This window comes from Enterobacter sp. 186315, from assembly GCF_053290175.1.
Map to the genome: position 1 here is coordinate 232,646 of NZ_JBPTTK010000002.1, position 26,766 is coordinate 259,411.

Below are 26,766 nucleotides of genomic sequence, written 5' to 3' on the forward strand. Positions count from 1 at the left end.
AGCACTCACATTTAGCGGCCGACATTAACTATGGTAAAGGAGAGGCTTATGTTTCGTTGGGGCATTATATTTCTGGTTATCGCGTTAATTGCCGCCGCCCTGGGCTTTGGTGGTCTGGCAGGTACAGCGGCATGGGCAGCGAAAATTGTCTTCGTTGTCGGTATCATCCTGTTCCTGGTCAGCCTGTTTACTGGACGTCGCCGTCCTTAGCCGTAAACACGCTTGCATCTACAAACAAAGCCAGTCCTTGTGACTGGCTTTTTCTGGTTTAAGGGCCGCCTAAGGTGTAGGTTACTGTGTATTCATAAAACAAATAACACAGGAAAGCAGAGGTGGGACAACGAATTCCCGTCACGCTCGGCAACATTGCGCCGCTAGCGTTGAAACCTTATCGTCCGGGCCGGCTTGCACTGGTGTGTGAAGGGGGCGGACAGCGCGGTATTTTCACAGCAGGCGTGCTGGACGAGTTTATGCGCGCAGGCTTCAATCCCTTCGATCTCTTTTTTGGCACCTCTGCGGGGGCGCAAAATCTCTCTGCCTTCGTCTGTAACCAGCCGGGCTATGCCCGCAAAGTGATCATGCGTTACACCACCTCGCGGGACTTCTTTAACCCGGTGCGCTTTGTGCGCGGGGGAAATCTTATCGATCTCGACTGGCTGCTCGATTCCACTTCAAGCCAGATGCCGCTGGCGATGGACACCGCCTCGCGGCTGTTCGACAGCGGAAAAGAGTTCTGGATGTGCGCCAGCCGGGGCGATGACTACTCGCCGGGCTACTTCTCGCCGCAAAAAGAGAACTGGCTGGATATTATTCGCGCCTCCAGCGCCATTCCCGGCTTTTACCGCACCGGGGCGCTGCTGGACGGGATTAGCTATCTCGACGGCGGCATCAGCGACGCGGTGCCGGTGCAGGAGGCGGCGCGCAGGGGCGCGAAAACCATCGTGGTGATCCGCACCGTCCCTTCGCAGATGTACTACACCCCGCAGTGGTTCAAGCGGATGGAGCGCTGGCTCGGCGACAGCAGCCTGCAACCGCTGGTGAACATCGCGAAGCAGCATGAATCGACCTACGGCGCGATGCAGCGCTTTATCGAAAAGCCGCCGGGCAAGCTGCGGATCTTTGAAATCTATCCACCCAAACCGCTGATGAGCATGGCGCTGGGCAGCCGTCTGCCCGCGCTGCGCATGGATTACAAAACCGGGCGGCTGTGCGGACGTTATTTCCTCGCCACGGTAGGAAAAATGCTGGCCGAGAAGCCGCCGCTTCACCGGCATCAACGCATCATCACGCCGCCCGCGATTGTCGCGAACGACGCGCTGGCAACGTCGCTGGTGGATCTCCCGCACGCGAACGACACGACGTTTGATAACGAGGATCTGGCGTGACTTACCGCTTTATCGACACCCATTGCCACTTTGATTTTCCGCCGTTTACCGGGGATGAAGCGCAGAGCATCGATCGCGCCGCGCGGGCGGGGGTCGAGGCGATTATCGTGCCCGCCGTTGAAGCGTCCTGTTTTGACCGGGTGATGGATCTCGCCCGCCAGCATAATGCGCTGTACGCCGCGCTTGGCCTGCATCCGATCGTTATTGAGCATCACCGGGATGAGCATATCGACCGGCTGGACGAGGCGCTACACAGGGCGCAGAAGCTGGTGGCTATCGGCGAGATCGGCCTCGATCTCTACCGTGAGGATCCGCAGTTTGAGCGCCAGCAGACGATCCTCGACGCGCAGCTCAGGCTGGCGAAGCATCACGATCTGCCGGTGATCCTCCATTCGCGCCGCACCCACGACAAGCTGGCGATGCATTTAAAGCGCATGGATCTGCCCCGCACGGGCGTGGTCCACGGCTTTTCCGGCAGCCTGCAACAGGCGCAGCGTTTTATCGATCTCGGCTATAAAATCGGCGTGGGCGGGACCATTACCTACCCGCGTGCCAGCAAGACCCGGGACGTGATGGCGCGGCTGCCGCTCTCGGCGCTGCTGCTGGAAACCGATGCCCCGGACATGCCGCTGAACGGCTTTCAGGGCCAGCCGAATCGCCCGGAGCAGGCGGCGCGGGTGTTTACCAGCCTGTGTGAATTGCGTCAGGAGCCTGCGGACGTGATTGCGGATGCGCTGCTTGGCAACACCCGCGATCTGTTTGGCATTACGCTATAGATACAGCGCCGGGCGGATGACCGCGATCTGCCGCTTTTCCAGCGCCTGCGCCAGTGGCTCGATATCGTCCGGCGTTGCGCTGCGCCAGCTCGCCGCCTCGCCGTAAACGCCGTGCGCGTGAAAGGCGTTAATCCGCACCGGAACCTTGCCCAGGGAGCGAATAAAGTCGCACAGGGCGGGCAGATGTTCCAGATAATCGCTCTGGTCAGGTATCACCAGCAGCCGCAGCTCGGTCAGCCTGTTGTGCTGCGCCAGCCAGCGGATGCTGTGCTTGATTTGCGGGTTATCCCGCCCGGTCAGGAAGCGGTGATGCGCATTATCCCAGGCTTTGAGATCGAGCATCGCGCCGTCCAGCACCGGCAACAGCTTCTGCCAGCCGGTTTCCCCCAACATGCCGTTACTGTCGACCAGACGGGTCAAATGGTGAAGCCCAGTCTCGGCCTTCAGCGCCGTGAACAGGGCGACAAGAAACGGCAGCTGCGTGGTCGCCTCGCCGCCGCTTACGGTGATACCGTCGATAAACGGCGCGACCTTGCGAACCTGTTCGAGGATCTCTTCTACGCTCAGGCGCTGCGCCATCGGCGTTGCCTGCTGCTGGCACAGGTGCAGGCAGGTGTCGCACTGCCGGCAGTCGCTCTCCTGCCACCAGACGCGCCCGGCCTGAATGTTCAGCGCCCCGTGCGGACAGTGCGGCACGCAGTCCCCGCAGTCGTTGCAGCGGCCTATCGTCCACGGGTTGTGGCAGGTTTTGCAGCGCAGGTTGCAGCCCTGAAGGAACAGCGCCAGGCGGCTGCCCGGCCCGTCCACGCAGGAGAAGGGGATAACCTGACTAACTAAAGCGCATCTGCTGTTCATGGCTTATCACCCGCGACTGGCGCGCCAGGATACGCGTGTTGCGCGCTGCTTCTTCCCCAAGCCAGGTCGTATTAATGCGCGACCCCTCCTCACGATATTTTTCCAGATCCGACATCCGCACCATGTAGCCGGTCACGCGTACCAGACCGTTACCCGCCACGTTGGCGGTAAATTCGCGCATCCCGGCCTTAAATGCGCCGAGGCACAGCGTCACCACCGCCTGCGGATTGCGCTTCACGGTTTCGTCCAGGGTGAGAATATCGCTGATGCCGGAGTGGTAATGCTGATGATGCGGCGCAACCGCCAGCAGATGGCTGATCGGGTCTGGCTCGTCGCCGTATGGCAGGCGCGCCCCCGGCGTGGTGCCGATATCCGAGCTGATCCCGGACTGGGCGTGGAGCATTGCCCGCTGCTTCCAGCCGTGCTTCACCGGCGTGTTCTCAACGAAGGCCGCGAGCTGTTCGCTGATGCGATAACCCACCGCGTTGGCCTGCGCGTCGCTGCCGTAACGGCCTGCGATCCCCGCTTTTTCACACAGGACGTTCACCGCTTCGGCCAGGCCGTACATGCCGAACATGGGCACAAAACGCCCGGTGTCGATCAGCCCCTCTTTCACCAGGAAGCTATTCTCAAAGAAGCCCGATTGCTCATAAAGGAAGTCGCAGCGGGCGTCGATGATGGCGATTTGCTGTTCGCAGTAGTGCGGCAGCGTGCGGGTGAAGAAGTCGTCGAGAGAGTCGCTCTGTTCGGCAATGGCTTTCAGATTCAGGCGTACCAGCGTGCTGCCCCCGCCCGCCAGCGGCAGCGAGTTGTAACAGCTCACCACGCCATAACCGCCTTTTGTGAAAATTTTATCATTCCCAGGGCCGTTAGAAATATGCGGTTTGCTGCACTCGCAGATGTTTTTCGCAACCTCAAGCAGCAGATCGTCTGGGGTGATATCGGGATCGTAAATAAAGGTGAGATTCGGCGCGACCTGCTTCAGCTCGGCATCGGCGCGTAAAATGGCGCGCGTGACGGGGGTATCTGCCGGGCCGATATTGGCGTGCATAAAGGCGTCCGGCAGCGTTCTGTCGAGGTAGCGCCAGAAACGTTTTATTCGAACATCGATTTCGTCTTGTGTTAGAATTCTAACATACGGTTGCAGGATAGCGTCGAGATGGCCGAGATAGACGGGCATGGATGTGACGGACGGAACATGGTGGTACAGGATGGTCAGCAGCGAGAGGGCATCGTCCAGATCCTGCGCCCCTTCCAGCTCCAGCCACTCTGAACCCTTCGCCAGGAATTTAGCGTAGTCCGGCAGCACGTAGCGCGGTTTGTAAGGCGCATGGCCTTCGAACATGTCGCAGATCAACCCTTCGTCCAGCGCCGCTCTGGCCGCCTGCGGCAGGTCAGGGTAGGGCAGGTTGTTTTCCGCTTCCAGCGCCAGAAAATGACGTTTCTGCTCGGGCGTAAGCACCTCGCTTGTCACAATATGCTGGCAACTTTGTTGCATGGCGTCGGACATATTCACTTCCTTTATAGTTCCGCAATTGATGCGCGGATTGTAGGAAGTCAGCCTGCCGGGGCTTTTGATCCGACAGGGGTAATCGCTGCTTTAGTCGGCGGTTTCAGCAATAAAATTTGAAGTTGATCTCATTACAGTAATGCAAATTTGTATGCAGTTTTCATTAACTGTGATGAATGTCGAAGTGTGAATGCGGGTGGATGTTAGAATACTCACAGACCCGCAAGGTGAAATTTTATACGGCGATGCCGTTGGAGAATGTTATGACCGATTTAACTGCAAGCAGCCTGCGTGCGTTGAAACTGATGGACCTGACCACCCTGAACGATGACGACACCAATGAGAAAGTCATCGCCCTGTGCCATCAGGCGAAAACGCCGGTGGGTAACACCGCTGCCGTCTGTATCTATCCACGCTTCATCCCGATTGCCCGTAAAACGCTGAAAGAGCAGGGCACGCCGGATGTGCGTATCGCGACCGTGACCAACTTCCCGCACGGCAACGACGATATCGAGATTGCGCTGGCAGAAACCCGCGCGGCGATTGCCTACGGCGCTGACGAAGTTGACGTGGTCTTCCCGTACCGCGCGCTGATCGCCGGTAACGAGCAGGTTGGTTTTGACCTGGTGAAAGCCTGTAAAGAGGCCTGCGCGGCGGCAAACGTGCTGCTGAAAGTGATCATCGAAACCGGCGAGCTGAAAGAAGAAGCGCTGATTCGTAAAGCGTCTGAAATTTCCATCAAAGCCGGTGCGGACTTCATCAAAACCTCTACCGGTAAAGTGCCGGTTAACGCCACCCCGGAAAGCGCGCGCATCATGATGGAAGTGATCCGCGACATGGGCGTGTCCAAAACCGTGGGCTTCAAACCGGCAGGCGGCGTGCGTACCGCAGAAGACGCGCAGCAGTTCCTGGCGATTGCCGACGAGCTGTTCGGTGCCGACTGGGCCGATTCCCGCCACTATCGCTTCGGCGCATCCAGCCTGCTGGCAAGCCTGCTGAAGGCGCTGGGTCACGGCGACGGTAAGAGCGCAAGCAGCTACTAAGTTTGAATTGCCGGGTGGCGCGACGCTTACCCGGCCTACAGCATCGTGGTCGGGTACACCGTACCCGCCACCATTCACCCGATTCCGCATGGGGGTTACCGTGTTTCTCGCACAAGAAATTATTCGTAAAAAACGTGATGGTCATGCATTAAGCGACGAAGAGATCCGCTTCTTTATCAACGGCATCCGCGACAACACCATTTCCGAAGGGCAGATTGCTGCGCTGGCGATGACCATTTTCTTCCATGATATGTCGATGCCGGAGCGCGTTTCGCTGACCATGGCAATGCGGGATTCAGGCACGGTGCTGGACTGGAAAAGCCTCAACCTCAACGGCCCGATTGTGGACAAACACTCCACCGGCGGCGTGGGGGACGTAACCTCCCTGATGCTTGGCCCAATGGTGGCGGCCTGCGGCGGTTACATTCCAATGATTTCCGGGCGCGGCCTGGGACACACGGGCGGTACGCTCGACAAACTGGAAGCCATTCCGGGCTTCGATATCTTCCCGGATGAGCATCGCTTCCGCGACATTATTAAAGACGTTGGCGTGGCGATTATCGGCCAGACCAGCTCTCTTGCCCCGGCGGACAAGCGTTTCTACGCTACCCGCGACATTACCGCGACCGTCGACTCCATCCCGCTGATCACTGCTTCTATCCTGGCGAAGAAACTGGCCGAAGGGCTGGACGCGCTGGTGATGGACGTGAAGGTGGGCAGCGGCGCCTTTATGCCAACCTATGAACTTTCCGCCGCGCTGGCAGAAGCCATCGTGGGCGTGTCCAACGGTGCAGGCGTGCGTACCACTGCCCTGCTGACGGACATGAATCAGGTGCTGGCCTCCAGCGCCGGTAACGCCGTTGAAGTGCGCGAAGCGGTGCAGTTCCTGACGGGTGAATACCGCAACCCGCGTCTGTTCGACGTCACGATGGCGCTGTGCGTTGAGATGCTGATCTCCGGCAAGCTTGCTAAAGACGACGCCGAGGCGCGCGCGAAATTGCAGGCCGTGCTGGACAACGGCAAAGCGGCAGAAATTTTTGGCCGCATGGTCGCCGCGCAGAAAGGGCCGACCGATTTCGTCGAAAATTATGCGAAATATTTGCCGAGCGCCACGCTCAGCAAAGCGGTGTATGCCGACACCGAAGGATTTGTTTCCGCTATGGATACCCGCGCGCTCGGGATGGCGGTGGTGTCGATGGGCGGCGGTCGTCGTCAGGCGTCGGACACCATTGATTACAGCGTTGGCTTTACCGACATGACGCGCCTCGGCGACAGCGTTGACGGACAGCGTCCGCTGGCAGTTATTCATGCTAAGGATGAAAACGCCTGGCAGGAGGCGGCGAAGGCGGTGAAAGCGGCCATTACGCTTGACGATAAAGCACCGGAAACCACACCGACCGTCTATCGTCGCATTACCAATTGATTGTATACTGATCTGATCGCTATTTTTTGAAGCACTACGTACGGAGAACAATTATGAAACGTGCATTTATTATGGTGCTGGACTCATTCGGCATCGGCGCTACCGAAGATGCAGAACGTTTTGGTGACGTGGGTTCCGATACCATGGGCCACATCGCAGAAGCTTGTGCCAAAGGCGAAGCCGACAACGGTCGTAAAGGCCCTCTGACCCTGCCAAACCTGACCCGCCTCGGTCTGGTTAAAGCACACGAAGGTTCTGCCGGCAAAATCGCAGCCGGTATGGACGCTAACGCGGAAGTGGTGGGTGCCTACGCCTGGGCGCATGAACTCTCTTCCGGTAAAGATACGCCGTCTGGCCACTGGGAAATCGCCGGCGTGCCGGTTCTGTTCGACTGGGGATACTTCTCCGATCATGAGAACAGCTTCCCGCAGGAGCTGCTGGATAAACTGGTTAAGCGCGCCAACCTGCCGGGCTACCTCGGCAACTGCCACTCTTCCGGTACCGTGATTCTGGACGAGCTTGGCGAAGAGCACATGAAAACCGGTAAGCCGATTTTCTATACCTCCGCTGACTCCGTGTTCCAGATTGCCTGCCACGAAGAGACCTACGGCCTGGATAAACTCTACGAGCTGTGCGAAATCGCCCGTGAAGAGCTGACCGAAGGCGGCTACAACATTGGCCGCGTGATCGCGCGTCCGTTCATCGGCGACAAGGCGGGTAACTTCCAGCGTACCGGCAACCGTCACGATCTGGCCGTTGAGCCACCGGCACCTACCGTGCTGCAAAAACTGGTCGAAGAGAAAGACGGCCAGGTGGTTTCTGTCGGTAAAATCGCGGACATCTACGCCAACTGCGGTATCACCAAAAAAGTGAAAGCCACCGGTCTGGACGCGCTGTTCGACGCCACCATCAAAGAGATGAAAGAGGCGGGTGATAAGACTATCGTCTTCACCAACTTCGTGGACTTCGACTCCTCCTGGGGCCACCGCCGCGACATCGCGGGCTACGCTGCCGGTCTGGAGCTGTTCGACCGCCGTCTGCCTGAGCTGATGGAGCTGGTGGGTGAAGATGACATTCTGATCCTGACCGCAGACCACGGCTGTGACCCAAGCTGGACCGGCACTGACCATACCCGCGAGCACATTCCGGTGCTGGTGTACGGCCCGAAAGTGAAACCTGGTTCGCTCGGTCACCGTGAAACCTTCGCGGATATCGGCCAGACGATTGCGAAATACTTTGGTACGTCCGACATGGAATATGGCAAGGCCATGTTCTGAATTATGTAGGGTGCGGTCTGATGCCCTCACCCCAACCCTCTCCCACAGGGAGAGGGAGAATTTAAAATGAAAAGGAACTGAAGATGGCAACTCCTCACATTAATGCAGAAATGGGTGATTTCGCTGACGTCGTATTGATGCCGGGCGACCCGCTGCGTGCGAAGCACATTGCAGAAACCTTCCTGGAAGACGTGCGTGAAGTGAACAACGTGCGCGGTATGCTGGGCTTCACCGGTACTTACAAAGGCCGCAAGATCTCCGTTATGGGTCACGGCATGGGTATCCCGTCCTGCTCTATCTACACCAAAGAGCTGATCACCGATTTCGGCGTGAAGAAAATCATCCGCGTGGGCTCCTGCGGCGCGGTGCGTATGGACGTTAAGCTGCGTGACGTGGTTATCGGTATGGGTGCCTGCACCGATTCCAAAGTGAACCGTATGCGTTTTAAAGATCACGACTTCGCGGCCATCGCAGACTTCGGCATGGTGCGTAACGCGGTTGACGCGGCGAAAGCGCTGGGCGTTGACGCGCGCGTGGGCAACATCTTCTCTGCCGATCTGTTCTATGCACCAGACGGCGGCGAGATGTTCGACGTGATGGAAAAATACGGCATCCTGGGCGTGGAAATGGAAGCGGCAGGTATCTACGGCGTCGCGGCTGAGTTCGGTGCGAAAGCGCTGACCATCTGCACCGTGTCTGACCACATCCGTACCCACGAGCAGACCACTGCCGCCGAGCGTCAGACCACCTTCAACGACATGATCAAAATCGCGCTGGAATCCGTTCTGCTGGGCGATAAAGAGTAAGTTTCTTTCCCTCCCTCTCCCTGTGGGAGAGGGCCGGGGTGAGGGCACCAGACCGCACTAGCGCACCGCCTGCGCAATCCACTCAGACAACTCCCGCAACTCTTTTTCCTGCTCCGGGAAATCTCCAATCAGCACGTCGCACTCCTGTTGCAGCACATCAGCCCGATACAAACAGCCCTGCAAACGTGCCGCGAGCGCTTCCAGCGGCGCCGGGTTCAGGCTGTCCGTAAACACCTGCGTGCGGGTGATATGGCCTTTTTCGACGTCAAAGTGCAGCTCCACGCCGCCCCAGGTAAAGCGCTCGTCAAGAAGATGGGAAAAGGCCGGGGCCTGACCGAAGTTCCACTCCCAGCTGCTCTGGCGGGCGAAGGTTTCCGCGAAGTTCGGCAGGTCTGGCGTCTTGTCCGGTGAAATCATCTCGGCTTCCACGCGCTCGCCGTAGTGGGCAAAGAACGCCTCGCGCACCGCCTCGCAGATTTGCTCGTGCGTAATGCCCGGCAGCAGCTCCACCAGATTCGCCACGCGACCGCGCACGGAGGTAATGCCTTTCGCCTGGAGCTTTTTCTTGTCGGGATTCAGGTAATCCGCCAGACGGCTGAGGTCGGCGTTAAGCAGAAGGGTGCCGTGGTGGAACCCGCGATCCATCGTTTCCCGATAGGCCGAGCCGGAGACTTTGCGATCCCCGTCGGGCGTTTTGACCACCAGATCGTTACGCCCGGAGGCTTCTGCCGTCACGCCCAGTGAATTGAGCGCGTTGAGCACGATGGAGGTGGAAATGGTTTTATCGTATTCCGGTTTGCCCGCCATAAAGGTAAAGCAGGTATTGCCGAGGTCGTGAAACACCGCGCCGCCGCCGCTGCTGCGGCGCGCCAGACGCACGTTGTCCTCTTCCATGCGCCGGGTGTTGCACTCTTTCCACGGGTTTTGCGCGCGGCCGATAACCACCGTATCGGCGTTACGCCACAGGAACAGCACACGCTGGGTGGCGGGCATCTGGCGGAAGATGCACTCTTCCACCGCGAGATTAAACCAGGGATCGTAAGAGTCAGAGATAAGCAGGCGTAACGTCGTCATGGCAGAGTCCTTTTCCGAATCATCTGCCTACTTTATCACTGATCTTTCTTCTCGCCCTCTTCCTCTTCGGGAACCGACCGGCTGGCGGTGAGCAGGAACGGCGACTGCTGCCAGCGGGTGCGCTTGCCCTGCAACAGGGTTCGGGCCAGAACCACGCCAATCGCCAGGGAAAGCAGCAGCATCAGGCGTAAAATATTGGTGGTGTTATCCACCTGTTTGGCCTCGGTGGCGAGGGTGTGGGTGTCGAGCGTCAGGCGCAAATAGCCGAGCGGGCCATTTTTCCCCTGAATAGGTTCGACGATTTGCTGGTTAAAGTAGCCCCCGGCTTTTTTGCCGTCCAGCGCCAGCCTGTCGCGCACGTCAACGTGCTCACCGGCGCGGGCAATCAGATCGCCCTGTTCGTCGTATACTCCGGCATCCAGAATACGGCTGTTCTCGGTAAGCTGGCGTAATACCTGGCTTATTCGCTTATCGTCCGGGGTTTCGTTACGCATCGACGGGGCGACGTTGAGCGTCACCTGACGGGCGAGGGTGCGGGCCAGCTCTTCAAGCTGCGGGTTACGTTGCCGTTGATGGTTCTGGCTAAACCACGATGCCCCTTGCATCAGCGCCACTAATAGTGCGAGACAGATAAGGACGATCACGGCGCGATGAAGCCGGAATTTCAGTTTTGCGCGAGCCATATTCCACCTGCTGAAAATTTACGGCTTAATGTTGCCAGAAGTGATGGTTACAAGGTAGCCTCATGCGTTATTTTCCCTCTGGTACCCTCAGGCGCGAACGAAATTACAGGAGCTTCAATGCCGAACATTACCTGGTGCGATCTGCCAACAGATGTCTCTTTATGGCCAGGATTGCCGCTCTCTTTAAGTGGTGATGAGGTAATGCCTCTGGACTACCATGCCGGTCGTAGCGGCTGGCTGCTGTACGGACGCGGCCTGGACAAGCAGCGCCTGACGCAGTATCAAACTAAACTCGGTGCAGCGATGGTGATTGTCGCCGCCTGGTGCGTTGAAGATTATCAGGTGATCCGCCTGGCAGGCTCCCTGACGCAGCGCGCTACCCGTCTGGCGCACGACGCCGGGCTGGACGTCGCGCCGCTGGGCAAAATCCCGCATCTGAAAACCCCTGGCCTGCTGGTCATGGATATGGACTCTACCGCCATCCAGATCGAGTGTATCGATGAGCTGGCGAAGCTGGCGGGCAGCGGCGAGCTGGTGGCGGAAGTGACCGAGCGTGCGATGCGCGGCGAGCTGGATTTCACCGCCAGCCTGCGCCAGCGCGTGGCGACCCTGAAAGGGGCTGATGCCAATATCCTGCGCCAGGTGCGTGACGAGCTGCCGCTAATGCCGGGGCTGACGCAGCTGGTGTTAAAGCTTGAAACCCTCGGCTGGAAAGTGGCTATCGCCTCCGGCGGCTTCACCTTCTTCGCCGACTACCTGCGCGACAAGCTGCGCCTCACCACCGTGGTGGCGAACGAGCTGGAGATCATGGACGGGAAACTCACCGGCCACGTGATTGGCGATATCGTGGATGCGCAGTACAAGGCCAACACGCTGACCCGCCTGGCCGAGAAGTACGACATCCCGGTCGAGCAGACGGTGGCGATTGGCGACGGCGCAAACGACCTGCCGATGATCAAAGTAGCGGGTCTTGGCATTGCCTATCACGCCAAGCCAAAAGTGAATGAAAAGACGGAAGTCACTATCCGTCATGCTGACCTGATGGGGGTGTTCTGCATTCTCTCCGGCAGCGTTAATCAGAAATAGTTTTGCGTTTGCAGGCCGGGTCAGCGTTAGCGCCACCCGGCGTGCAGGCGGCAGAGAAATAACGAGGTAAACCGTGGCGAAAGCTCCAAAACGCGCATTTGTCTGTAACGAATGTGGTGCCGATTATCCGCGCTGGCAGGGGCAATGCAGCGCCTGTCACGCCTGGAACACCATTACCGAAGTGCGCGGCGTGGCCGCTTCGCCGAGCGTGGCCCGCAACGAACGCCTGAGCGGTTACGCGGGTAATGCGGGCGTCGCGAAGGTCCAGAAGCTCTCGGACATCAGCCTCGAAGAGCTGCCGCGTTTCTCGACCGGGTTCAAAGAGTTCGACCGCGTGCTGGGCGGCGGCGTGGTGCCGGGCAGCGCGATCCTGATTGGCGGTAACCCGGGTGCGGGTAAATCAACGCTGCTGCTGCAAACCCTGTGCAAGCTCGCCGAACAGATGAAAACCCTGTACGTCACCGGGGAAGAGTCCTTACAGCAGGTGGCGATGCGCGCCCACCGTCTGGGGCTGCCGACCGGCAACCTGAATATGCTTTCGGAAACCAGCATCGAACAGATCTGCATGATTGCCGAAGAAGAGCAGCCGAAGCTGATGGTGATCGATTCCATCCAGGTGATGCACATGGCGGATATCCAGTCGTCGCCGGGCAGCGTGGCGCAGGTGCGCGAAACCGCTGCCTACCTGACGCGCTTCGCCAAGACGCGCGGCGTGGCGATTGTGATGGTTGGCCACGTCACCAAAGACGGCTCGCTGGCGGGCCCTAAAGTGCTTGAACACTGTATCGACTGCTCGGTGATGCTCGACGGCGACGCCGATTCCCGCTTCCGCACCCTGCGCAGCCACAAAAACCGCTTTGGTGCCGTGAACGAGCTGGGCGTTTTCGCCATGACCGAACAGGGGCTGCGCGAAGTCAGCAACCCGTCAGCCATCTTCCTGAGCCGGGGCGACGAAGTCACTTCCGGCAGCTCGGTGATGGTGCTGTGGGAAGGCACGCGCCCGCTGCTGGTTGAGATCCAGGCGCTGGTGGATCACTCGATGATGGGCAACCCGCGACGCGTGGCTGTCGGTCTGGAACAGAACCGTTTGGCTATCCTGCTGGCGGTGCTGCACCGTCACGGCGGGCTGCAAATGGCGGATCAGGACGTCTTCGTGAACGTCGTCGGCGGCGTAAAAGTGTCTGAAACCAGCGCCGACCTGGCGCTGCTGCTGGCGATGGTCTCCAGCCTGCGCGACAGGCCGCTGCCGCAGGATCTGGTGGTGTTTGGCGAAGTCGGGCTGGCGGGGGAAATCCGTCCGGTGCCGAGCGGCCAGGAGCGTATCTCCGAAGCGGCTAAACACGGCTTCCGCCGCGCGATTGTGCCTGCCGCCAACGTGCCGAAAAAAATCCCGGAAGGGATGAAGGTGTTTGGCGTGAAAAAACTCGCAGATGCGTTAAATGTCTTTGACGACTTATAATTACGTAAATTGGATTTTGCAGGAGGCACCGTAATTCATGTCATCATTTGACTATCTCAAGACCGCAATCCGCCAGAAAGGCTGCACCTTGCAGCAGGTGGCGGACGCCAGCGGCATGACCAAAGGCTATCTGAGCCAGCTCCTGAACGCCAAAATCAAAAGCCCCAGCGCGCAAAAGCTGGAAGCATTACACCGCTTTCTGGGCCTTGAGTTCCCGCGGATGCAGAAGAACATCGGCGTGGTGTTCGGCAAGTTTTACCCGCTGCATACCGGCCATATTTATCTGATCCAGCGCGCCTGTAGCCAGGTGGACGAGCTGCACATCATCATGGGCTACGACGAAACCCGCGACCGCCAGCTTTTTGAAGACAGCGCCATGTCTCAACAGCCGACGGTGCCGGATCGCCTGCGCTGGCTGCTCCAGACCTTTAAATACCAGAAAAATATCCGCATTCATGCCTTTAACGAAGAGGGCATGGAGCCGTATCCGCACGGCTGGGACGTGTGGAGCAACGGCATCAAAGGGTTTATGGAAGAGAAGGGCATTGCCCCGAACTGGATCTACACCTCTGAAGAGTCCGACGCGCCGCAGTTCCGCGAGCATCTGGGCATCGAAACCGTGCTGATCGATCCTAAGCGCACCTTTATGAACATCAGCGGCGCGCAGATCCGCGAAAACCCGTTCCGCTACTGGGACTATATTCCGACCGAAGTGAAGCCCTTCTTCGTGCGCACCGTCGCCATTCTGGGCGGGGAGTCGAGCGGGAAATCAACGCTGGTCAACAAGCTGGCAAACATCTTCAACACCACCAGCGCGTGGGAATACGGGCGGGATTACGTTTTCTCGCATCTCGGCGGCGACGAGATGGCGCTCCAGTATTCCGACTACGATAAAATTGCGCTGGGCCACGCCCAGTACATTGATTTCGCAGTGAAATACGCCAACAAAGTTGCCTTTATCGATACCGACTTTGTGACGACGCAGGCGTTCTGCAAAAAGTACGAAGGGCGCGAGCACCCGTTCGTGCAGGCGCTGATTGATGAATACCGCTTCGACCTGGTGATCCTGCTGGAGAACAACACGCCGTGGGTCGCCGACGGAATGCGCAGCCTCGGCAGCTCGGTGGACCGCAAGGTGTTCCAGACCATGCTGGTGGAGATGCTCAACGAGAACAACGTTGAGTTTGTGCATGTCGAAGAGTCGGATTACGACACCCGTTTCCTGCGCTGCGTCGAGCTGGTGAAGGAGATGATGGGCGAGCAGGGGTAAGCATTAACCTCCCTCTCCCTGTGGGAGAGGGTCGGGGTGAGGGCATCATACCACTCAGAACTGAACCACCACTTTCCCGCGCATATGCCCGTCCAGCACCTTGCGGTGTGCCTCGGTAATACTCTCCACGCTTAAACCGTGCAGCGTTTCGCTGAGCGAGCTTTCCACCACGCCGTCATCCACCAGCTTCGCCACGTCGTTGAGGATCTCCCCCTGGCGCGCCATATCGGCGGTCTGGTACATGCTGCGGGTGTACATAAACTCCCAGTGCAGGGCGGCGGATTTGGATTTCAGCTTGTCCTGGTTCAGCGGATGTTCATTCTCCACGATGGAACAGATATGTCCCTGCGGGGCGATCAGTTCGCTCACCGCGTCCCAGTGCCCGTCGGTATCGTTGAGAATAAAAATGTAATCCACAAAGGTAATGCCCTCTTTTGCCAGCTCACCTTTCAGATCCCGGTAGTTCACCACTACATCCGCGCCGCGATCGCGACACCACTGGGCGGAATCTTCTCGAGACGCCGTCGCGATAATCTTCACCCTGCTGTTGTGCTTCGCAAACGGGATCGCCAGGGATCCGACGCCGCCCGCGCCGCCGATGATCAGCAGCGTTTTTTCCGATCCGGCATCCTGAATATTCAGGCGTTCAAACAGCCCTTCCCAGGCGGTCAGCGCGGTCAGGGGCAGCGCCGCAGAGGCCGCCCAGTCAAGGCTGGCGGGCTTATGTCCGACAATGCGCGCGTCGATAAGCTGGTGGGTGGTGTTACTGCCGGGACGGGTGATGTCCCCCGCGTACCACACTTCGTCGCCCGGCTTAAATCCGGTCACCGCGCTGCCAACGGCGGTGACGATCCCGCTGGCATCCCAGCCGAGAATTCGCGGCGTTTGCAGACCGTTTTTGGCGATACCGGCGTGAACTTTGGTATCCACCGGGTTTACCGATACGGCTTTTACTTCGACCAGCAGATCGTGCTCGCCCGGCTCGGGCAGGGGCAGATTGATTTCAATAAAGGTGGAAGGATTTTCCGGGTTAACGGCGACGGCTTTAACTGACATGGTGTGCTCCTCAATGGAATGCGTTGTGTTGAGGCTAGTCTATAAAGTGGACAGCTGCGTGATAAGATGGACAATCAAGAACTCAGCGTTCGCACAGGATGAACAATCATGTTTAAACAGCTACATGACATGGCGCTGTTTGCGCTGGTGGCCGAGATGGGCAGTTTTACCGCCGCCGCGCAAAAAGCCGGGCTGCCGAAGTCCAGCGTCAGCCAGCGCATCAGCCAGCTCGAACAGCAGGTGGGCATCCGGCTGCTGAACCGCACCACGCGCAGGCTTAATCTGACCTTTGCGGGGGAGCACTATCTGGTGCATTGCCGGGAGATGCTGGCCGCCAGCGAGCGGGCGGAGTACGCCATTCAGCGCCTGCGGGATAACCCGAGCGGGAGGCTTCGCATTACCTGCCCGGCGGGGCTGGGGGCGACGCTGCTGGCGCATATGAACGCCGAGTTCCAGCGCCGCTACCCGGACGTGTCGCTGGATGTCTCGATTTCGGACGACGTGGTGGATCTGGTGGAGTCTGGCTTTGACGTGGCGCTGCGCACCGGTAAGCCGCAGGACTCTTCCCTGATTGGCCGGATGATTGGCCACTGCCCGCGCTACATGCTGGCGTCGCCGGACTACCTCGCGCGTTTTGCTCCGCTCGAACACCCCCGCCAGCTGGTGGAGCACCGCTGCATCACCCACAAAGCCTGGTCGGAGTGGGTATTGCAGCGCGGCAGTGAGGATTATCGCTATCTGCCGGATAACGCCCATCTGACGGATAACCTGGTTTACGCGCGCGAGTGTGCAATTGCCGGTGCCGGGATCACGCTGCTGCCCGCTTTTTTGCTGGAAGATAAGGTTGAGAAAGGGGCGCTGGTGCAGGTGCTGTCAGAGTGGAACGTGGAGGGTAACGATCTGTGGCTGGCCTATCCAAGCCGCAAGCTGAACTCGCCTGCGCTGATGAGCTATATCGACTTTGCGATGCAGTTTGATGAGGTGAAGCGGTTTTATGTGGGGCGTTGATTATGTGCGGCCTGATGCCCTCACCCTGACCCTCTCCCACGGGGAGAGGGAACAAACATAAAAAACGGCAACCGAGGTTGCCGTTTTACGTTTATTTTGCAATACGCTTGTACTTAATACGCTTCGGCTCCAGCGCGTCGGCGCCCAGCGTGCGTTTTTTGTACTCTTCGTATTCGGTGAAGTTACCTTCGAAGAACTCCACTTTACCCTCGTCCTGGTAATCCAGAATATGGGTCGCGATACGGTCAAGGAACCAGCGGTCATGCGAGATAACCATCGCGCAGCCCGGGAACTCCAGCAGGGCGTTTTCCAGCGCGCGCAGGGTTTCGATATCCAGGTCGTTTGTTGGTTCATCGAGCAGCAGAACGTTACCGCCAACCTGCAACAGCTTCGCCAGGTGCAGACGACCACGCTCACCGCCGGACAGCTCGCCCACGCGTTTGCCCTGGTCGGTGCCTTTGAAGTTAAAGCGGCCTACGTAGGCGCGGCTTGGCATCTCGGTGTTGCCGATACGCATGATATCCAGACCGCCGGAGACTTCTTCCCACACGGTTTTGCTGTTATCCATCGCGTCACGGAACTGGTCAACGGAGGCCAGCTTCACGGTCTCACCCAGGGTGATTGAGCCGCTGTCTGGCTGCTCCTGACCGGACATCATACGGAACAGGGTAGATTTACCCGCGCCGTTCGGACCGATGATCCCGACGATAGCGCCTTTCGGCACGGAGAAGCTCAGGTCGTCGATCAGCAGGCGGTCGCCGTAAGACTTACGCAGGTTGCTGACTTCAACCACTTTATCCCCCAGACGTGCTCCAGGTGGAATAAACAGTTCGTTGGTTTCGTTACGTTTCTGGTATTCGGTGTTGTTCAGCTCTTCGAAGCGTGCCAGACGGGCTTTGCCCTTAGACTGACGGCCCTTCGCGCCCTGACGAACCCACTCCAGCTCTTTCTCGATAGACTTACGACGCGCCGCTTCCTGAGAAGCTTCCTGCGCCAGACGCTGATCTTTCTGCTCCAGCCAGGAGGAGTAGTTACCTTCCCACGGAATACCTTCACCGCGGTCCAGCTCCAGGATCCAGCCCGCCACGTTGTCGAGGAAGTAACGGTCGTGGGTAATCGCCACCACGGTGCCTTCGAAGTCGTGCAGGAAGCGTTCCAGCCAGGCGACGGATTCCGCATCCAGGTGGTTCGTTGGTTCGTCGAGCAGCAGCATGTCTGGTTTTTCCAGCAGCAGGCGGCACAGCGCCACGCGGCGGCGTTCACCACCGGAGAGCTTCTCAACTTTGGCATCCCAGTCCGGCAGGCGCAGGGCATCCGCCGCGCGCTCCAGCTGCACGTTCAGGTTATGACCGTCGTGCGCCTGGATGATCTCTTCATACTTGCCCTGCTGAGCGGCCAGCTTGTCGAAATCCGCGTCCGGCTCGGCGTATTTGGCATACACCTCATCCAGACCTTTCAGCGCGTTAACCACTTCGGACACCGCTTCTTCAACGGATTCACGAACGGTGTGCTCCGGGTTCAGCTGAGGCTCCTGCGGCAGGTAGCCGATTTTGATGCCTGGCTGCGGGCGGGCTTCACCTTCGATGTCTGTATCGATGCCGGCCATGATGCGCAGCAGGGTGGACTTACCGGCACCGTTGAGACCCAGAACACCGATTTTTGCGCCCGGGAAGAAGCTCAGCGAGATATTTTTAAGAATATGACGTTTCGGCGGAACCACTTTGCCGACACGATGCATGGTATAAACGAATTGAGCCACGTTGGACTTCGCCTCTTTTATCGTGATGAGAATGGGTATTAGCTGCGAAGTGTAGCCTTTTTCACTGTCTAATCCCAGCCAGGAACGCCGGGAGTGTTAAAACGCGCAAGAAAGGTAAAAAAGTGTTCATGACGTGGCGCGTTGAAGGATGCCTGGTTAGCATAAGTTAATTAGACTTTTACGCGGCATGACGCTGCAATTGCATTCAACACATAATGAGGAAGAGCTTGTGGAAAAAGCCAAACGGGTGGTCTGGCGTCTGCTGGCTGCCAGCGTCTGCGTGATGACCCTACACCACGCGGCGCACGCCGATTCACTGGATGAACAACGTAGTCGCTATGCGCAAATCAAGCAGGCGTGGGACAACAAGCAAATGGATACCGTGCAGTCGCTGCTGCCGACGCTGAAAGAGTATCCGCTTTATCCGTATCTGGAGTATCGCCAGATCACGGACGATCTGATGAATCAACCCACGGTCACGGTGAACAACTTTATTCAGGCGAACCCGACCCTGCCGCCTGCCCGTAACCTGAAATCCCGCTTTGTGAACGAGCTGGCGCGTCGTGAAGACTGGCGCGGGCTGTTGGCCTTTAGCCCGGAAAAGCCGGGCACCACCGAGGCGCAGTGTAATTACTACTACGCGAAGTGGGCCACCGGGCAGCAGGAAGAGGCCTGGGCGGGGGCAAAAGAGCTGTGGCTAACCGGTAAAAGCCAGCCAAACGCCTGCGACTCGCTGTTTGGCGCCTGGCGCGCGTCGGGTCAGCAAGATCCGCTGGCCTACCTTGAGCGCATTCGCCTGGCGATGAAGGCCGGCAATACCCGTCTGGTCACCACGCTGGCGGGGCAGATGCCGTCGGACTACCAGACTATCTCCAGCGCGGTCATTGCTCTGGCGAACAACCCAAACTCGGTGATGACCTTCGCCCGCACCACCGGCGCGACGGACTTCACCCGCCAGATGGCCGCCGTCGCCTTCACCAGCGTGGCGCGTGACGACGTGGAAAACGCGCGGCTGATGATCCCGCAGCTGGTGCAGGCGCAGCAGCTTAACGACGATCAAACCCAGGAGCTGCGCGACACCGTGGCGTGGCGCCTGATGGGCACAGACGTGACCGACGAACAGGCCCGCTGGCGTGACGATGCGATTATGCGCTCGAACTCCATCTCGCTGGTGGAGCGCCGGGTACGCATGGCGCTGGGCACGGGCGATCGCCGCGGGCTGAACACCTGGCTGGCGCGTCTGCCGATGGAAGCCAAAGAGAAAGACGAATGGCGCTACTGGCAGGCCGACCTGCTGCTGGAGCGCGGTCGTGAAGACGAGGCCAAAGAGATCCTCCACTCCCTGATGCAGCAGCGCGGGTTCTACCCGATGGCCGCAGCGCAGCGCCTGGGCGAAGAGTACACGCTGAAAATCGACAAAGCGCCCGCCAACGCGAACCCGGCGCTGACCCAGGGGCCAGAGATGGCGCGCGTTCGCGAGCTGATGTACTGGAACATGGACAACACCGCGCGCAGCGAGTGGGCGAACCTGGTGACCAGCCGCACCACCGACGAGAAAGCGCAGCTCGCCCGCTACGCCTTTGATAACCGCTGGTGGGATCTGAGCGTGCAGGCGACGATCGCCGGGAAGCTGTGGGATCATCTTGAAGAGCGTTTCCCGCTGGCCTACAAAGATCTGTTCGATCGCTATACCAGCGGCAAAGATATCCCGCAAAGCTACGCGATGGCGATTGCCCGTCAGGAGAGCGCCTGGAACCCGAAAGTGCGCTCACCGGTCGGGGCCAGCGGGCTGATGCAGATCATGCCGGGCACCGCGACGCATACGGTGAAGATGTTTAATATCCCGGGCTACAGCAGTCCTTCTCAGCTGCTGGATCCGGATACCAACATCAATATCGGCACCAGCTATTTACAGTATGTGTATCAGCAGTTTGGTAACAACCGTATCTTCTCGTCGGCGGCCTATAACGCCGGTCCGGGGCGCGTGCGTACCTGGCTCGGTAACAGCGCCGGGCGCATCGACGCGGTGGCGTTTGTCGAGAGCATTCCGTTCTCCGAAACGCGCGGATACGTGAAGAACGTGCTGGCGTATGATGCGTACTATCGCTACTTCATGGGGCAGAAAGATACCCTGATGAGCGATGCCGAGTGGCAGAGGCGTTACTGATCGGTGCGGGTTGTGTTATGCTGTACTCGCTAATGAGTACAACAGGCGGCATAACATGACCCAGCATTCCCCTTATTCATCGGCGATGGCCGAACAACGCAATCAGGAGTGGCTTCGTTTCGTGGAGTTGCTCCGCCAGGCTTATGCAGAAGATCTGCACCTTCCGCTGTTACAGCTGATGCTGACGCCCGACGAGCGCGAAGCGCTGGGCACGCGCGTGCGGATTATCGAAGAGTTGCTGCGCGGCGAGATGAGCCAGCGTGAGCTGAAAAACGAGCTTGGCGCGGGCATTGCGACCATCACGCGCGGCTCAAACAGCCTCAAATCCGCCCCGGTTGAGCTGCGTCACTGGCTGGAAGCAGTGCTGTTGAAAAGCGCCTGACGCGCTATCCGGCAAAATGGCTAGCGGTAAATCGCGTTATGGAACGGGCTTAACGCCAGGATCACCGCTTGGTGATAGACGCTTGAGCGCGTCAGCTTACCGGCGGTGAACACGCCAATCGCGCCTTCTTTACGACCAATCTCATCAATGCCGGTGTAGTGCGACATCACCGGGCCGAGCGCTTCCCCTTCGCGGACTTTTTCCAGAATGATTGCCGGTAATGGCAGCGTGGCAGAGCGGGCTTCGCCGATCTGCTCGCGATTTTCAATCACCACCCAGCTGAAGGTTGCGCCTTCATCGATACCCGCTTCGATCGCCACCCAATAATCGGCCTCAGGGCGTGCTGCCTTCGCGTTAGCCACGCGATTTCGTGCGCCAGCGCGCGTTTCCTCGCTGCCAAACGGCTGTTCAGGGACGCCGCTATCGACGGATATAGCGTCGATATGGCAGGATCCTTCGCCGAAGATCTCTTCAAATGCCCTTAGAATTGCCTGAATTTTGGCAGGATTAGTGGTAGCAGAGACAACATGGTGCATAATTAAGCTCGATTAAAAAAAATTCATCGCAGTATAACGGAAAAAAAGCATGTTACAGGTATACCTTGTTCGCCACGGTGAAACGCAGTGGAACGCCGAGCGACGTATTCAAGGCCAGTCAGACAGTCCTCTCACCGACAAGGGTATTCAGCAAGCGCGGCAGGTAGCCGATCGCGCGAAAACGCTGGGCATCACCCACGTTATCTCCAGCGATTTAGGGCGTACACAGCAGACGGCGCGCATTATTGCCGATGCCTGCGGCTGCGACGTAACCCTGGAGCCGCGCCTGCGCGAGCTGGATATGGGGATTCTTGAAAAGCGCCATATCGACTCGCTGACCGAAACCGAAGAGGGCTGGCGCCGCACGCTGGTGAACGGCACCGAAGATGGCCGCATTCCCGACGGTGAATCCATGCAGGAGCTGAGTGTGCGTATGCACGGCGCGCTGGCCGAATGCCTGAAGCTTCCGGCGGGCAGCCGTCCGCTGCTGGTGAGTCACGGTATTGCGCTGGGATGTCTGGTCAGCACCATTCTGGGGCTGCCTGCGTATGCGGAGCGTCGTTTGCGTCTGCGTAACTGCTCGATTTCCCGCATCGACTATCAGGAAAGCCAGTGGCTGGCGTCAGGATGGGTGGTGGAGATGGCAGGGGACATTTCGCATCTCGATGCCCCTGCGCTGGATGAACTACAGCGTTAACGACGTATTGGAATTAAGAATTCCATCCGCAGATTGATTGGGCGTTCGTCTGGCTTCACGTCGCTGGCCGGATAGTAACGCTCAATATCCTGACCTTTACGACGGTTCAGATTCAGCATCGGCATACAGGTGCCGTAAATGGTCAGGATAAACTCCTGCACGCCCGTCCCCAGCCCTTCGTAGGTGAACATAACGTATTCACCGCCTTCCAGTACCACGGGTTTCGAGCCCTGAATATAGCCGTTCGCCATATCTGGCGTTAACGCGGTGGTGTAGAACACCTCCTGCTCGTCGTCTTTTTCCTGGCTTGGGTGCGTTTCGTTCAGGCCGTACAGCAGCGGTGGAATTGCCGGTGCATGGCTCAGGAAATCGCGCCAGAACTGCACGCGCATCTGGTGGCGGAACTCGGAAATCTGCTCCAGAGAACAGGAGTAGCTTTGCGTGGTGCCGATCAGATGGGTTTCAGGCAGGGTAATGATTTCATACTTCGGCATCGCGAACTCGCCCAGACGCAGCGGCGGACGCATCCCGAACGAGCTCCAGTCGGGCGAGCGGCGATAGAGCGCTGGCGTCAACGAGAACTGTTTCTTAAAGGCGCGGGTAAAGGTTTGCTGTGAATCGAAACGGTATTGCAGGGCAATATCCAGGATCGGGCGCGCGGTCAGGCGCAGGGCCACAGCAGATTTTGATAAACGACGTGCGCGAATATAGGCACCGATAGCATGACCGGTGACATCCTTGAACATCCTTTGCAGATGCCACTTGGAATAGCCTGCTTTTGCCGCCACATTATCCAGTGACAAAGGCTGGTCGAGATGACCCTCCAGCCAGGTAAGCAGATCGCGAATAATTCCAGCCTGATCCATATACTATCCTCATCCTTAAAACAGCAGGTGCCTGATAACAGGTTAGCGGATAATAGCATTTTTTGATGTTTTAGCATTCAGTGTTTTTTTTGCGCATAAATGCTTTTTTCGCCTCTCTGGAGGAAAATATATTCTAATCCTGTGATCTTGCTACATTTTTGTCTAAGGTGTTGAATAATCGGTCAATGCAATTTTAAAGAATGGTAACAATATGAAATACAAGACTTTGATCTTAACTGCTCTGTTGTTGACGGTGGGGCGCGCGGCGGTGGCAGAAGAAATTGGCTCCGTCGATACGGTTTTTAAAGTGTTCGGGCCTGACCACAAGATTGTGGTGGAAGCCTTCGACGATCCGGACGTGAAGAACGTGACCTGCTATATCAGCCGCGCCAAAACGGGTGGGATCAAAGGCGGGTTAGGGCTGGCTGAAGATACCTCCGACGCCGCCATCTCCTGCCAGCAGGTCGGCCCGGTTGAGCTGAGCGATAAGATCAAAAACGGTAAAGCCCAGGGGGATGTGGTATTCCAGAAACGGACCTCGCTAGTGTTCAAGAAATTGCAGGTGGTGCGTTTCTACGACGCCAAACGTAACACGCTGGCCTATCTGGCCTACTCTGACAAAGTGGTAGAAGGCTCACCGAAAAACGCGCTCAGCGCCGTGCCGATTATGCCGTGGCGTTAAGTCAGGGGCGAACCATGCAGCAACCGCTGATCTGGCTGGTGGAAGATGAAATCAGCATCGCCGACACGCTTATCTATATGCTTCAGCAGGAGGGATTTGCGGTGAAGGCGTTCGGGCGCGGCCTGCCCGCGCTCGATGAGGCACAGCGCCAGCTTCCGGCGCTGGCCATTCTTGACGTCGGGCTGCCGGATATCAGCGGGTTTGAGCTTTGCCGTCAGCTGCTGGCCCGCCATCCCTCGCTGCCGGTGCTGTTCCTGACGGCGCGCAGTGATGAGGTCGATAAGCTGCTTGGTCTGGAAATGGGCGCGGATGACTACGTCGCCAAGCCCTTTTCCCCGCGCGAGGTTTGCGCCCGGGTGCGGACGATTTTGCGCCGGATGCAAAAATCCAGCGCCCCGTCCGACATCGTTCGCGTCGGGCAGTTTGAGCTGAACGAGCCTGCCGCCCGCATCTGCTGGTGCGACGAGCCGCTCACGCTTACCCGCTACGAATTTCTGCTGCTCAAAACGTTCCTCCTTGCGCCGGGGCGCGTCTTCTCTCGCCAGCAATTGATGGACAAGGTCTGGGGCGACGAAGGCGATAGCTTCGATCGCACCGTGGACACCCATATCAAAACGCTGCGCGCCAAGCTGCGGGCAGTCAACGATCAACTCTCCCCTATCAGCACCCATCGCGGTATGGGCTACAGCCTGGGTCATTGTTAATGCGCATAGGAATGCGGCTGCTGCTGGGGTATTTCCTGATTGTGGCCATCGCCGCCTGGTTCGTGCTGTCGATCTTCGTTCAGGAAGTAAAGCCCGGCGTGCGCAGGGCGACGGAAGGGACGCTGGTCGACACCGCCACGCTGCTGGCCGAGGTCGGACGCGAGGATTTGCAGTCGGGACAGGCGCAGCAGGGCAGGCTGGCGCAGGCCTTTACCGAACTTCATCAGCGCACCCTTCGCGCCGATATCGGCGGCATTCAGAAAGTGCGTAACGAGTATCACGTCTATATGACCGACGCGCAGGGCCGGGTGGTGTTTGATTCCGCAGGCCGTGCCGTGGGCCAGGATTACTCGCGCTGGAACGATGTTTATCTGACCCTGCGCGGGCAGTACGGTGCCCGCAGTACGCCCGTCGACGCGCGAAATCCGGACAGTACGGTGATGTATGTCGCCGCCCCGATTATCGATCGGGGCACTATTATCGGCGTGCTCTCCGTCGGAAAACCCAACGTGGCGATGGCGCCCGTGATCCGCATCAGCGAACGCCGCATCATGTGGGCGGGCGCGGCGCTGCTCGGCATCGCGCTGCTGATTGGGCTGGCGGTGGCCTGGTGGATCAATCGCTCCATCAGCACGCTGTCGCGCTATGCCGATTCCGTCACCCACGACGCGCCGCTGCCCTTGCCCGATCCCGGCAGCAGCGAACTGCGCAAGCTGGCGCAGGCGCTGGAAAACATGCGTATCCGGCTGGAGGGGAAGAATTACATCGAACATTACGTTCACGCCCTTACCCACGAGCTGAAAAGCCCGCTGGCGGCCATTCGCGGCGCGGCGGAAATTCTCTCCGAGCTGCCCCCGCCGGAGGTGGCGAGGCGGTTTATCGATAATATTCTGGTGCAAAACGCCCGAATGCAGTCGCTGGTGGAGAAGCTACTTGCCCAGGCGCGGCTTGAAAACAGAGTGGACATTACGCCCGCTGCGGTCGGGGTCGATGCGCTGTTCACGCGGCTGATGGATGCTCGTGCTGTCATGCTGGCGTCCCGGCAGATTGCGCTCACATGTGAACCTGCGCCGCTTCAGATCCGTGGCGACAGCGATCTGCTGGAGCAGGCGCTGGGAAATCTGCTGGATAACGCTATCGACTTTACTCCCCCAGGCGGAACCATCGTGCTGGCGGCGCGTGAAGATAAGCATCAGGTCGTCATTACCGTGACCGACAGCGGAAGCGGGATCCCTGAATACGCGCTGGCGCGGATCTTCGAGCGCTTTTACTCACTGCCTCGCGAGAATGGCATCAAAAGCAGCGGCCTTGGGCTGGCGTTTGTGCTGGAGGTGGCGAGGCTGCATCAGGGGGAGATTATGCTGCACAACCGGGAAGAGGGCGGAGTCATGGCAATGCTGAAGCTGCCGCGAGCCTGAAAATAAAAAACGGCGCAAAAGCGCCGTTTTGTTATGCATGATGCGCAGGATTACTCTTGCAGGTCACCGCAGAAACGGTAGCCTTCGCCATGAATGGTGGCGATGATTTCCGGCGTATCAGGTGTAGATTCGAAGTGCTTACGAATGCGACGGATGGTCACGTCTACGGTACGGTCATGCGGCTTCAGCTCGCGACCGGTCATTTTCTTCAGCAGTTCTGCACGGGACTGGATCTTGCCCGGGTTTTCGCAGAAGTGCAGCATGGCGCGGAATTCACTGCGCGGCAGCTTGTACTGTTCACCGTTCGGGCTAATCAGCGAACGGCTATTGATATCAAGTTCCCAGCCGTTGAATTTGTAGCTGTCTACGCTACGGCGCTCTTCGCTGATGGTACCCAGATTCATGGTACGGGACAGCAGGTTGCGTGCACGAATGGTTAACTCGCGAGGGTTAAACGGTTTGGTGATATAGTCATCCGCGCCGATTTCCAGGCCAAGAATTTTATCAACTTCGTTGTCACGGCCCGTCAGGAACATTAACGCCACGTTCGCCTGTTCACGCACCAGGAGAAGGCCGTTTTTGCCCGGCAGGTTGATGTCCATAATGACCAGGTTGATATCATTTTCAGAAAGGATTTGATGCATCTCTGCGCCATCGGTCGCTTCAAAGACATCGTAGCCTTCTGCTTCGAAAATGCTCTTTAACGTGTTGCGTGTTACCAACTCGTCTTCAACGATAAGAATGTGCGGGGTCTGCATGTTTGCTACCTAAATTGCCAACTAAATCGAAACAGGAAGTACAAAAGTCCCTGACCTGCCTGATGCATGTCGCAAATTAACATGAC

Annotated in this window: 26 protein-coding genes; 17 read left to right on the forward strand and 9 right to left on the reverse strand. The window is 58.4% G+C overall.

Annotated elements, in window-relative coordinates; genetic code table 11:
* Positions 1 to 48 precede the first annotated feature (48 nt).
* The 3 genes from ACSVHP_RS03505 (at position 49) to ACSVHP_RS03515 (ending at position 2,161) form a co-directional block, all read left to right on the forward strand.
* Complete coding sequence (locus tag ACSVHP_RS03505) at positions 49 to 210, forward strand: DUF1328 domain-containing protein (protein WP_003856556.1); 162 nt, start codon at positions 49 to 51, stop codon at positions 208 to 210.
* Between the two features lie 122 nt (positions 211 to 332).
* Positions 333 to 1,385 carry a patatin-like phospholipase family protein gene (locus tag ACSVHP_RS03510; RefSeq protein WP_447551006.1) on the forward strand — a complete coding sequence of 351 codons (1,053 nt, stop codon included), beginning with the start codon at positions 333 to 335 and terminating at the stop codon, positions 1,383 to 1,385.
* Positions 1,382 to 2,161 carry a TatD family hydrolase gene (locus tag ACSVHP_RS03515; protein ID WP_447551007.1) on the forward strand — a complete coding sequence of 260 codons (780 nt, stop codon included), beginning with the start codon at positions 1,382 to 1,384 and terminating at the stop codon, positions 2,159 to 2,161. Before ACSVHP_RS03510 ends, ACSVHP_RS03515 begins: the two co-directional genes overlap by 4 nt.
* Here ACSVHP_RS03515 and ACSVHP_RS03520 read toward each other — a convergent pair.
* Positions 2,156 to 3,016: a YjjW family glycine radical enzyme activase gene (locus ACSVHP_RS03520; protein ID WP_447551008.1), complete on the reverse strand. Its 861-nt coding sequence runs from the start codon at positions 3,014 to 3,016 to the stop codon at positions 2,156 to 2,158. The two genes, ACSVHP_RS03515 and ACSVHP_RS03520, sit on opposite strands and share 6 nt — an antisense overlap.
* Positions 2,991 to 4,526: a YjjI family glycine radical enzyme gene (locus ACSVHP_RS03525; protein WP_447551009.1), complete on the reverse strand. Its 1,536-nt coding sequence runs from the start codon at positions 4,524 to 4,526 to the stop codon at positions 2,991 to 2,993. Before ACSVHP_RS03525 ends, ACSVHP_RS03520 begins: the two co-directional genes overlap by 26 nt.
* Positions 4,527 to 4,789: 263 nt before the next feature.
* On the opposite strand from ACSVHP_RS03525, the gene deoC reads away from it, so the two are divergent.
* The 4 genes from deoC (at position 4,790) to deoD (ending at position 9,075) form a co-directional block, all read left to right on the forward strand.
* Positions 4,790 to 5,569, forward strand: coding sequence for a deoxyribose-phosphate aldolase (deoC, locus tag ACSVHP_RS03530; protein ID WP_047062450.1), 780 nt, complete (start codon positions 4,790 to 4,792; stop codon positions 5,567 to 5,569).
* Between the two features lie 100 nt (positions 5,570 to 5,669).
* Positions 5,670 to 6,992: a thymidine phosphorylase gene (gene deoA / locus ACSVHP_RS03535; protein ID WP_447551010.1), complete on the forward strand. Its 1,323-nt coding sequence runs from the start codon at positions 5,670 to 5,672 to the stop codon at positions 6,990 to 6,992.
* A 53-nt stretch (positions 6,993 to 7,045) separates the two neighbouring features.
* On the forward strand, positions 7,046 to 8,269 hold the full coding sequence (deoB, locus tag ACSVHP_RS03540) for a phosphopentomutase (protein WP_447551011.1): 1,224 nt from the start codon (positions 7,046 to 7,048) through the stop codon (positions 8,267 to 8,269).
* Between the two features lie 83 nt (positions 8,270 to 8,352).
* Complete coding sequence (deoD, locus tag ACSVHP_RS03545; RefSeq protein ID WP_100777730.1) at positions 8,353 to 9,075, forward strand: purine-nucleoside phosphorylase; 723 nt, start codon at positions 8,353 to 8,355, stop codon at positions 9,073 to 9,075.
* A gap of 57 nt (positions 9,076 to 9,132) precedes the next feature.
* Here the strand turns inward: deoD and lplA are convergent, their stop codons facing one another.
* On the reverse strand, positions 9,133 to 10,149 hold the full coding sequence (lplA, locus tag ACSVHP_RS03550; protein ID WP_447551012.1) for a lipoate--protein ligase LplA: 1,017 nt from the start codon (positions 10,147 to 10,149) through the stop codon (positions 9,133 to 9,135).
* Between the two features lie 35 nt (positions 10,150 to 10,184).
* Positions 10,185 to 10,832 (reverse strand): YtjB family periplasmic protein, encoded by a 648-nt coding sequence (locus ACSVHP_RS03555; protein ID WP_234673840.1) that lies wholly within the window; start codon positions 10,830 to 10,832, stop codon positions 10,185 to 10,187.
* 117 nt (positions 10,833 to 10,949) lie between these two features.
* On the opposite strand from ACSVHP_RS03555, the gene serB reads away from it, so the two are divergent.
* The 3 genes from serB (at position 10,950) to nadR (ending at position 14,647) form a co-directional block, all read left to right on the forward strand.
* The gene (gene serB, locus ACSVHP_RS03560; RefSeq protein WP_234673841.1) at positions 10,950 to 11,918 is read left to right on the forward strand and encodes a phosphoserine phosphatase; all 969 of its coding nucleotides are present in this window, start codon (positions 10,950 to 10,952) and stop codon (positions 11,916 to 11,918) included.
* A 73-nt stretch (positions 11,919 to 11,991) separates the two neighbouring features.
* Positions 11,992 to 13,377, forward strand: coding sequence for a DNA repair protein RadA (gene radA / locus ACSVHP_RS03565; protein WP_234673842.1), 1,386 nt, complete (start codon positions 11,992 to 11,994; stop codon positions 13,375 to 13,377).
* Positions 13,378 to 13,414: 37 nt separating this feature from the next.
* A complete protein-coding gene (nadR, locus tag ACSVHP_RS03570) occupies positions 13,415 to 14,647 on the forward strand; it encodes a multifunctional transcriptional regulator/nicotinamide-nucleotide adenylyltransferase/ribosylnicotinamide kinase NadR (protein ID WP_234673843.1) in 1,233 nt (410 codons plus the stop codon).
* A 54-nt stretch (positions 14,648 to 14,701) separates the two neighbouring features.
* Here the strand turns inward: nadR and ACSVHP_RS03575 are convergent, their stop codons facing one another.
* On the reverse strand, positions 14,702 to 15,703 hold the full coding sequence (locus ACSVHP_RS03575; protein ID WP_447551013.1) for a zinc-binding alcohol dehydrogenase family protein: 1,002 nt from the start codon (positions 15,701 to 15,703) through the stop codon (positions 14,702 to 14,704).
* Between the two features lie 108 nt (positions 15,704 to 15,811).
* Between ACSVHP_RS03575 and ACSVHP_RS03580 the strand changes: the two genes are divergently transcribed.
* The gene (locus ACSVHP_RS03580) at positions 15,812 to 16,711 is read left to right on the forward strand and encodes a LysR family transcriptional regulator (RefSeq protein ID WP_234673845.1); all 900 of its coding nucleotides are present in this window, start codon (positions 15,812 to 15,814) and stop codon (positions 16,709 to 16,711) included.
* 91 nt (positions 16,712 to 16,802) lie between these two features.
* Here the strand turns inward: ACSVHP_RS03580 and ettA are convergent, their stop codons facing one another.
* Complete coding sequence (gene ettA, locus ACSVHP_RS03585) at positions 16,803 to 18,470, reverse strand: energy-dependent translational throttle protein EttA (protein WP_101738274.1); 1,668 nt, start codon at positions 18,468 to 18,470, stop codon at positions 16,803 to 16,805.
* 229 nt (positions 18,471 to 18,699) lie between these two features.
* Between ettA and sltY the strand changes: the two genes are divergently transcribed.
* The gene (gene sltY / locus ACSVHP_RS03590) at positions 18,700 to 20,637 is read left to right on the forward strand and encodes a murein transglycosylase (RefSeq protein ID WP_447551014.1); all 1,938 of its coding nucleotides are present in this window, start codon (positions 18,700 to 18,702) and stop codon (positions 20,635 to 20,637) included.
* A 55-nt stretch (positions 20,638 to 20,692) separates the two neighbouring features.
* Positions 20,693 to 21,019 (forward strand): trp operon repressor, encoded by a 327-nt coding sequence (gene trpR / locus ACSVHP_RS03595; protein ID WP_234673848.1) that lies wholly within the window; start codon positions 20,693 to 20,695, stop codon positions 21,017 to 21,019.
* Positions 21,020 to 21,039: 20 nt separating this feature from the next.
* Here the strand turns inward: trpR and yjjX are convergent, their stop codons facing one another.
* Positions 21,040 to 21,555: an inosine/xanthosine triphosphatase gene (gene yjjX / locus ACSVHP_RS03600; RefSeq protein WP_234673849.1), complete on the reverse strand. Its 516-nt coding sequence runs from the start codon at positions 21,553 to 21,555 to the stop codon at positions 21,040 to 21,042.
* Positions 21,556 to 21,604: 49 nt separating this feature from the next.
* On the opposite strand from yjjX, the gene gpmB reads away from it, so the two are divergent.
* Positions 21,605 to 22,252, forward strand: coding sequence for a 2,3-diphosphoglycerate-dependent phosphoglycerate mutase GpmB (gpmB, locus tag ACSVHP_RS03605; protein ID WP_447551015.1), 648 nt, complete (start codon positions 21,605 to 21,607; stop codon positions 22,250 to 22,252).
* Here the strand turns inward: gpmB and robA are convergent.
* Positions 22,249 to 23,118, reverse strand: a complete 870-nt coding sequence (robA, locus tag ACSVHP_RS03610; protein WP_234673851.1) for an MDR efflux pump AcrAB transcriptional activator RobA — start codon at positions 23,116 to 23,118, stop codon at positions 22,249 to 22,251. The two genes, gpmB and robA, sit on opposite strands and share 4 nt — an antisense overlap.
* A 211-nt stretch (positions 23,119 to 23,329) precedes the next feature.
* On the opposite strand from robA, the gene creA reads away from it, so the two are divergent.
* From creA to creC, 3 genes are read left to right on the forward strand one after another with little or no spacing between them, the layout of a single operon-like run.
* On the forward strand, positions 23,330 to 23,800 hold the full coding sequence (gene creA, locus ACSVHP_RS03615; RefSeq protein ID WP_234673852.1) for a protein CreA: 471 nt from the start codon (positions 23,330 to 23,332) through the stop codon (positions 23,798 to 23,800).
* Between the two features lie 14 nt (positions 23,801 to 23,814).
* Positions 23,815 to 24,504, forward strand: a complete 690-nt coding sequence (creB, locus tag ACSVHP_RS03620) for a two-component system response regulator CreB (RefSeq protein ID WP_234673853.1) — start codon at positions 23,815 to 23,817, stop codon at positions 24,502 to 24,504.
* Positions 24,504 to 25,922, forward strand: coding sequence for a two-component system sensor histidine kinase CreC (creC, locus tag ACSVHP_RS03625; protein WP_447551016.1), 1,419 nt, complete (start codon positions 24,504 to 24,506; stop codon positions 25,920 to 25,922). The genes creB and creC overlap by 1 nt, the downstream gene beginning before the upstream one ends.
* Positions 25,923 to 25,972: 50 nt before the next feature.
* On the opposite strand, the gene arcA is transcribed toward creC, so the two are convergent.
* Positions 25,973 to 26,680: a two-component system response regulator ArcA gene (arcA, locus tag ACSVHP_RS03630; RefSeq protein ID WP_447551017.1), complete on the reverse strand. Its 708-nt coding sequence runs from the start codon at positions 26,678 to 26,680 to the stop codon at positions 25,973 to 25,975.
* Between the last annotated feature and the right edge of the window lie 86 nt (positions 26,681 to 26,766).

Bases quoted from the DNA above. Each gene is read 5' to 3' on its own strand.
- deoD (WP_100777730.1), top strand. From the start codon at position 8,353: ATGGCAACTCCTCACATTAATGCAGAAATGGGTGATTTCGCTGACGTC.
- creB (WP_234673853.1), top strand. From the start codon at position 23,815: ATGCAGCAACCGCTGATCTGGCTGGTGGAAGATGAAATCAGCATCGCC.
- gpmB (WP_447551015.1), top strand. From the start codon at position 21,605: ATGTTACAGGTATACCTTGTTCGCCACGGTGAAACGCAGTGGAACGCC.
- lplA (WP_447551012.1), bottom strand. From the start codon at position 10,149: ATGACGACGTTACGCCTGCTTATCTCTGACTCTTACGATCCCTGGTTT.
- robA (WP_234673851.1), bottom strand. From the start codon at position 23,118: ATGGATCAGGCTGGAATTATTCGCGATCTGCTTACCTGGCTGGAGGGT.
- creA (WP_234673852.1), top strand. From the start codon at position 23,330: ATGAAATACAAGACTTTGATCTTAACTGCTCTGTTGTTGACGGTGGGG.
- ACSVHP_RS03575 (WP_447551013.1), bottom strand. From the start codon at position 15,703: ATGTCAGTTAAAGCCGTCGCCGTTAACCCGGAAAATCCTTCCACCTTT.
- ACSVHP_RS03520 (WP_447551008.1), bottom strand. From the start codon at position 3,016: ATGAACAGCAGATGCGCTTTAGTTAGTCAGGTTATCCCCTTCTCCTGC.
- trpR (WP_234673848.1), top strand. From the start codon at position 20,693: ATGACCCAGCATTCCCCTTATTCATCGGCGATGGCCGAACAACGCAAT.
- creC (WP_447551016.1), top strand. From the start codon at position 24,504: ATGCGCATAGGAATGCGGCTGCTGCTGGGGTATTTCCTGATTGTGGCC.
- ACSVHP_RS03555 (WP_234673840.1), bottom strand. From the start codon at position 10,832: ATGGCTCGCGCAAAACTGAAATTCCGGCTTCATCGCGCCGTGATCGTC.
- serB (WP_234673841.1), top strand. From the start codon at position 10,950: ATGCCGAACATTACCTGGTGCGATCTGCCAACAGATGTCTCTTTATGG.
- deoC (WP_047062450.1), top strand. From the start codon at position 4,790: ATGACCGATTTAACTGCAAGCAGCCTGCGTGCGTTGAAACTGATGGAC.
- nadR (WP_234673843.1), top strand. From the start codon at position 13,415: ATGTCATCATTTGACTATCTCAAGACCGCAATCCGCCAGAAAGGCTGC.
- ACSVHP_RS03580 (WP_234673845.1), top strand. From the start codon at position 15,812: ATGTTTAAACAGCTACATGACATGGCGCTGTTTGCGCTGGTGGCCGAG.
- arcA (WP_447551017.1), bottom strand. From the start codon at position 26,680: ATGCAGACCCCGCACATTCTTATCGTTGAAGACGAGTTGGTAACACGC.
- yjjX (WP_234673849.1), bottom strand. From the start codon at position 21,555: ATGCACCATGTTGTCTCTGCTACCACTAATCCTGCCAAAATTCAGGCA.
- deoB (WP_447551011.1), top strand. From the start codon at position 7,046: ATGAAACGTGCATTTATTATGGTGCTGGACTCATTCGGCATCGGCGCT.
- ACSVHP_RS03505 (WP_003856556.1), top strand. From the start codon at position 49: ATGTTTCGTTGGGGCATTATATTTCTGGTTATCGCGTTAATTGCCGCC.
- ACSVHP_RS03525 (WP_447551009.1), bottom strand. From the start codon at position 4,526: ATGTCCGACGCCATGCAACAAAGTTGCCAGCATATTGTGACAAGCGAG.